Genomic DNA, 6,208 nt, shown 5'->3' with positions numbered 1-6,208 from the left:
GGGCCGCCCCGGGGGGTGCCGGGGGGTTGACCGGCCGGGTGGCGGCGGGCGCGGCGGGGGGGGAAATGGGGGGCGGCCGGGGATCCTGGGGGGGCGGACGCGGCCTTCGGTTTGCCCGCACTCCGCTGCGCGTGGTGGCCGGTTCGTGGCGCAGCGTGGCCGCCGCGCCCGTCTGTCCGAGGCTGGCCGCTCATCCCAAGAAACAAACAGCACGTTCGGTTTTGGATTGACAAACCGCGCGTCCTGTTTTTGACTGGTGACAGTCGCCCTAGGGGTGTCGACCCGGGTGCCAGCCGCGGCGGATCGGCCTGCGGCGTTCCGTGTGATTGGGGTGGTCATCGTGGAAATTAGGGTGCTCGGGGCGTTGGACGTCCGGGTGTGCGGGGTGTCGGTGGTGCCATCGGCGCCGAAACCGCGTCAGGTGCTGGGGCTGCTGGCCCTGCGGGCCGACCAGGTGGTGTCGGCCGGGGTGCTGGCCGAGGAGCTGTGGTCGGGCCGCCCGCCGCGCAGCGCACGCACGACGGTGCAGACGTACGTGCTGCAGCTGCGCGACATGATCGACCGGGCGCTCGGGCAGGTCGGCCCGGCGGCAGGGGTCTCCTGCGCCAAGGACGTGCTGGTGACCTCGCCGGGCGGCTACATGCTGAACAGCGGCGGAGGGTTGACGGATGTCCGGGAGTTCGAGCGCCTGGCCGGCATGGGCTACCGGGCCATGGACGGCGACGACCACCCGCTGGCCGCCCGGATGCTCGGCGAGGCGCTCGGCCTGTGGCGCGGTCCGGCCTTCGCCGACGTCCCGGCCGGCGGTCAACTCGCCGTCGAGGCCAAGCGGTTGGAGGAGACCCGGCTCTGCGCCCTGGACCAGCGGATCGAGGCCGACCTGCGGCTGGGCCGCCACCGCGTCCTGCTCGCCGAACTCACCGTCCTGGTCGACCGCTACCGCACCCACGAGAGCCTGCACGGCCAGTACATGATCGCCCTGCACCGCTCCGGCCGGCGGGGCGAGGCCCTGGAGGCCTACCAGCGCCTGCGCAACACCCTGGTACGGGAGTTGGGCATGGAGCCGTCCACCGGACTGCGACGGCTCCAGCGCTCCATCCTGCTGGCCGGCCCGGAGCGCCCGGAGCGTTCGGAGCGCGAGGCGGCCGCGACCGCTTCGCCGGAGGCGTCGGTGGCCCGGTTCACCCGGGTCGGCTGAGGACGGGCGGAAGGCGCCGTCGCTGCCGGGGCGCTGCTCGTGTGTGGTCGGAACGTGCTCGTCGTTGTGAGGGGTGTGGGTCGGGTGGTGCAGGAGAGGTCGGAACGGACACGCGGACGGCTGGTGCAGGCGGGGGCGGTGCTGTTCGACCGCTGCGGCTATGCGGGGGCCACGCTCGGCGAGATCGCCGGTGCCGCAGGAGTGACGAAGGGTGCGCTCTACTTCCACTTCGCGTCCAAGGAGGAGCTGGCGCAGGCGGTGTTCCAGCGGGCCGAGCGCTCGCTGCGGGGCGCCTGCGGCGGTCTGCGGGCCACCTCCTCCCCCCTGCAGACGTTGATCGACGTGGGCTACTGGCTGGTCGACGCCCTGGGGTCGGACGCGGTGGTCCGGGCGGCGTTCCGCCTCGGCCGGGAGGGCGGCTGGCAGTCGAGGACCGCCGCGTTCGTTCCCGCCACGTCCGCCCCCGGCGCGCCGGTCGCGGGCGTGCCGGTCGCGGGCGTGCGGGGCTTCCACGGTGTCTGGGCCGGTGTCGTCCGGGAGTTGCTGACGGGTGCCCGGCGCGCCGGCGAGCTGCGTGACCGCTCGGGCGATCCCGGCCCGGAGACCCTGGTGGTGGCGGCCGCCTGCGGGCTGGAGGTCGTCTTCGGCGACGGCTGCCCGGGTGAGGAGCGCGCCCGCCGGGTCGGCGCCCTGTGGGAGTGGCTGCTGCCCTGCCTCGTCCCCCCGGGCTCCTCCGACGCCTACCGGACCAGGCCGCTGGCGCCGCTGCCGGGCTGAGCGGGCGGTTCAGGGGCGGACAGACGGGGCGCCTCGTGCGGCGCGCCCCGCCCGGGGCCGGTCACGCGGTGTGGAGGCGCTCCGCCAGGCCGGCGGCCGTGAAGGCGGCCACCAGGTCGTCGCGGTCCTCGGTGAAGTGGGCCCAGCTGTCGTGGTGGACGAGGACGACCCGGCGGGCGTCGAGGATCGCGGCGGCCTCGGCGGCCTGGGCGCTGTCCAGGACGATGGGCGCGCCGTCGAAGAGGGCGGCGAAGCGGGGGGCCCCGGCGAAGAGGATCGCGGTGTCGACGGGGGCGAAGCGTTCGGCGATCTCCCCGACGGCGAGGAGGGAGGCGTTGTCCCCGCTGACGTAGACGGTGGGCAGCCCTTCCCCGGTCAGGACGAAGCCGACGACCTGGCCGGTGACGGCCTCCACCTGCTCGCGGGCCCCGGGCCCGTGGAGGGCGGGCACGGCGGTCACGGTGAGGGTGCCGCCGCCGGGGCGGTCCAGCGTGACCGACTCCCAGTCGGCCAGTCCCCGGGCCGTGCCGCCGAGGCGCAGGCCGCCGCCGGGGGTGGTGAGGGTGAGCGGGACGTCGGCCAGCAGGGCCCGGCCGGAGTGGTCGAGGTTGTCGGGGTGCTCGTCGTGGGAGAGCAGGACGACGTCGACGCGGCCGGCGTCGGCGGGGCTCCCGGAGGAGGGCGCGGTCTTGGTCAGGAACCGGCCGTCCGGCCGCAGGTAGTCGCCCGGGCCGTCGAAGGTCGGGTCGGTGAGGAAGCGCAGGCCTCCGTACTCGAAGAGGGCGGTCGGGCCGCCGAAGAGGCGGACGGGGAACTGCTCGACGGTCGTGTCGGAAGAAGCCATGGTGAAGCACACCTCACGGTTAAGAGCGGTTTATCCGTGAGGAACGCTAGCCGGTTCTCACGGATGAGCGCAAGCGCTACCATGAGACTCATGACGGAGACCGCGGACACCGCCACCGACGAGACCGCCGTGCCACCCGCGCCGGGCGAGCAGCAGTACCCCTCGCTCGCCTTGGTCAACAGCGCCGTCACGCTGCCCGGCGGACACGTCGTCGACCGCCTCGGCACGCCGGCCGCCGCCGGCCAGTGGCTCCTGGAGCACGGCCTCGCCCCGGCCGACGCGGGCCTTCAGGAGATGTGCACGGCGCAGGTGCGCTCGATGCGCGAACAGGTCAGGACGCTGTTCGCCGCCCGCGTCGCGGAGCTGCCCGCACCCCCCTCCGCCCTGGCCGCCGTCAACGACGCCCTGACCCGTCTGCCCACGGCCCGGCTGCTGCGGTGGGACGACGGCAGCGGCCCCTACCGCGCGGCCCCCCACCCCACCACCGAGATCGTCGACCACGCCCTGGCCACCCTCGCCGCCGACGCCGCCGACCTGCTCACCGGGCCCGAAGCCGCCCGGCTCACCGCCTGCGGCTCCACCCCGTGCACCCGGTACCTCCTCCGGCACGGCCGGCGCCACTGGTGCTCCACCCGCTGCGGCGACCGCGCCCGCGCGGCCCGCGCCTACGCCCGGCGCACCCGGCCCCAGCCGGACTGACCGGGCCGGCGGCCTCGATCGGCGCCCTCGCCGACGGCCCTGGTCGACACCCCTGGCCGGTGCGGGCCGCACCCGCCGGTCCCGGTCCGTGCGAGCCGCGTTCGAGCGGGCCGAATGTCAGTGCGGCTCGCCATGATGGCGGTATGAAGGACGCAGCCACCCTGGCCTCCCCTGCCGCCCTGGCCTCCCCGCAGGCCTACGCCGACGCCGTCGCCGCCGCCGTGCGGGCCGCCGCCGCGTACTACGCCGACGGCTCCGCCCCGCTCGGCGACGACGAGTACGACGCCCTGGTGCGGGCGATCGAGGCCTACGAGCACGAGCACCCGGACGAGGCGCTGCCCGAGTCGCCCACCGGCAAGGTGGCCGGCGGCGCGGCGGTCGGCGACGTCCCGCACAGCGCGCCGATGCTCTCCCTCGACAACGTCTTCTCGGCCGAGGAGCTGGAGTCCTGGGCGGCCGGTCTGGAGCGCCGGCTCGGCCGGCCGGTCGCCGCCTGGTGCGTCGAACCGAAGCTGGACGGCCTCGCCGTCGCCGCCCGCTACCGGGCCGGCCGGCTCACCCAGGTGCTGACCAGGGGTGACGGCCTGGCGGGGGAGGACATCACCGCCGCCGCCGACGCCGTGCTCGGCCTGCCCGCCCGGCTCGCCGAACCGGTCGACGTCGAGCTGCGCGGCGAGGTGCTGCTCACCCACGAGCAGTTCGAGCAGGCCAACGCCGTCCGCACCGCGCACGGCGCCACCCCGTTCGCCCACCCGCGCAGCGGCGCGGCCGGCACCCTGCGCGCCAAGGACCGCGCCTACCGCGTCGAACTCACCTTCTTCGCCTACGACGCCCTCGGCCTGCCCGGCCTCGACCACGCCGACCTGCTCGCCCGGCTCGCCGTCCTCGGCGCCAACACCGCCGCCAGCACTGACGCCTCGCCGCGCCGCTGCGCGACCCTCGCCGAGGCGCAGCAGCGGATCGACGAGATCGCCGGCCTGCGCGCCGCACTGCCCTTCGGGATCGACGGCGTGGTGGTGAAGGCGGACGCGGTGGCCGACCAGGAGGCGGCCGGCTCCGGCTCCCGCGCGCCGCGCTGGGCGGTGGCCCGCAAGCTGGCGGCGCAGCACAAGGTCACCCGGCTGCTCGGCGTCGAGTGGAACGTCGGCCGCACCGGGATCATCGCGCCCCGGGCCGTCCTCGAACCGGTGGTGATCGACGGCGTCACCGTCACCTACGCGACCCTGCACAACCCGGCCGACATCGGGCGCCGCGGGCTGATGATCGGCGACCAGGTGTTCGTCTACCGGGCCGGCGACGTGATCCCGCGGGTCGAGGCGCCACTGGTCGACCAGCGCACCGGCGCCGAGCAGCCGATCGCCTTCCCCGAGGTCTGCCCGCGCTGCGGCGACGCCATCGACACCTCCGAGCAGCGTTGGCGCTGCGTGCGCGGCCGGGCCTGCCAGGCGGTCGCCTCGGTGATCTACGCGGCCGGGCGCGACCAACTCGACATCGAGGGCCTCGGCGGCACCCGCGCCGTCCAGCTGGTCGAGGCCGGGCTGGTCGGCGACCTCGCCGACCTGTTCACCCTCACCCGGGAGCAGCTGCTCACCCTGGAGCGGATGGGCGACACCAGCGCCGACAACCTGCTCGCCGCCATCGAGACCGCCCGCAGCCGCCCGCTGAACCGGGTGTTCTGCGCCCTCGGCATCCGCGGCACCGGCCGGACGATGTCCCGCCGACTCGCCGCGCACTTCGGCAGCATGGCCGCGATCCGTGCCGCCGATGTCGAGGCGCTGGCCGGCGTGGACGGCATCGGGGTCGAGAAGGCCGCCGTGATCGTCGCCGAACTCACCGACGTGGCACCGCTGTTGGACCGGCTCGTGGCGCAGGGCGTCGGCACCGCGGTGACCGAGCCGACGGCTCCCGCCGCCCAGGCCGCGGACGGCGGCGCGGCGGCCGCGGACGACACCGCGGCGGGCCCGCTGGCCGGCCAGAGCGTGGTCGTCACCGGCAGCATGACCGGAGCCCTCGCCGAGCTCTCCCGCAACGCGATGAACGAGCTGATCGAACGCGCCGGCGGCAAGGCCTCCTCCTCGGTGTCCAAGCGCACCACCCTTCTCGTCGCGGGCGAGAAGGCCGGCTCCAAGCGCGCCAAGGCGGAGGAACTCGGAGTGCCCGTCATGACCCCGGAGGAGTTCGCCGCCCTGGTCGCCGAGCAGCTCGGCTAGGCCGGCCGGCCAAGCGGGCGGACAGCCGCGCAGCCGGGCAGGACCTGGGCCCGGAAGACCAGTTGATCGCCCGCGCCGGGGGTGCGGTAGGGTGGCCGACGCCGTGTATGACCGCGACTCAAGGAGGTGAGCCCCATTACCGGTATGTCCGAGCGGGTGCTCCCGGAGCGCGGCCGTGCGGGCGCGTCGCGCGCGTAGCGCGGACGCGTCGGCGCGGTGCCGGCCCTTGCGGGAGCCCTGACGGAGTCGTGGGGGCACCACCCCGTTACCCCCAACGGGGGGCATGTTGGGTTTTTTGAACCGCGCTCTACCTGTCGACGGGGGGCCCCGGCGCGGGGCCCCGCGGCCCCCCCGGCGACCCCCCCCCCCGCCCTCCCCCCCCCCCCCCCCGCCACCCCTGCTGTTGCATCCGCGCGCCCGTCCGACGCCCGCCCCCGCACTGGGGTAGCAGGCCCCCTGGCTTCCGGCATGGGCTTGCGG

At 75.6% G+C, this 6,208-nt stretch carries 5 protein-coding genes; 4 read left to right on the top strand and 1 reads right to left on the bottom strand.

Going from position 1 to position 6,208, the window contains the following annotated elements; all coding sequences use genetic code 11:
• Positions 1 to 340: 340 nt before the first annotated feature.
• Positions 341 to 1,198: an AfsR/SARP family transcriptional regulator gene (locus tag ACFV6I_RS23375; RefSeq protein WP_079136170.1), complete on the top strand. Its 858-nt coding sequence runs from the start codon at positions 341 to 343 to the stop codon at positions 1,196 to 1,198.
• 84 nt (positions 1,199 to 1,282) lie between these two features.
• Entirely contained in the window at positions 1,283 to 1,975 is a 693-nt protein-coding gene (locus ACFV6I_RS23370; RefSeq protein WP_380427431.1) for a ScbR family autoregulator-binding transcription factor, read from the top strand.
• A gap of 61 nt (positions 1,976 to 2,036) precedes the next feature.
• Here the strand turns inward: ACFV6I_RS23370 and ACFV6I_RS23365 are convergent, their stop codons facing one another.
• The gene (locus ACFV6I_RS23365) at positions 2,037 to 2,819 is read right to left on the bottom strand and encodes an MBL fold metallo-hydrolase (protein ID WP_380377736.1); all 783 of its coding nucleotides are present in this window, start codon (positions 2,817 to 2,819) and stop codon (positions 2,037 to 2,039) included.
• A gap of 81 nt (positions 2,820 to 2,900) precedes the next feature.
• Here ACFV6I_RS23365 and ACFV6I_RS23360 point away from each other — a divergent pair, with 81 nt between their 5' ends.
• The gene (locus ACFV6I_RS23360) at positions 2,901 to 3,518 is read left to right on the top strand and encodes a CGNR zinc finger domain-containing protein (RefSeq protein ID WP_380427429.1); all 618 of its coding nucleotides are present in this window, start codon (positions 2,901 to 2,903) and stop codon (positions 3,516 to 3,518) included.
• A 143-nt stretch (positions 3,519 to 3,661) separates the two neighbouring features.
• Positions 3,662 to 5,728 (top strand): NAD-dependent DNA ligase LigA, encoded by a 2,067-nt coding sequence (gene ligA, locus ACFV6I_RS23355; RefSeq protein ID WP_380427427.1) that lies wholly within the window; start codon positions 3,662 to 3,664, stop codon positions 5,726 to 5,728.
• The last annotated feature ends 480 nt before the right edge of the window (positions 5,729 to 6,208 follow it).

The sequence above is a fragment of the Kitasatospora sp. NPDC059803 genome (assembly GCF_042732255.1).
Taxonomy (GTDB): domain Bacteria; phylum Actinomycetota; class Actinomycetes; order Streptomycetales; family Streptomycetaceae; genus Kitasatospora.
This window is presented reverse-complemented; position numbering and strand designations above follow the sequence as displayed.

Bases quoted from the DNA above. Each gene is read 5' to 3' on its own strand.
- ACFV6I_RS23365 (WP_380377736.1), bottom strand. From the start codon at position 2,819: ATGGCTTCTTCCGACACGACCGTCGAGCAGTTCCCCGTCCGCCTCTTC.
- ligA (WP_380427427.1), top strand. From the start codon at position 3,662: ATGAAGGACGCAGCCACCCTGGCCTCCCCTGCCGCCCTGGCCTCCCCG.
- ACFV6I_RS23360 (WP_380427429.1), top strand. From the start codon at position 2,901: ATGAGACTCATGACGGAGACCGCGGACACCGCCACCGACGAGACCGCC.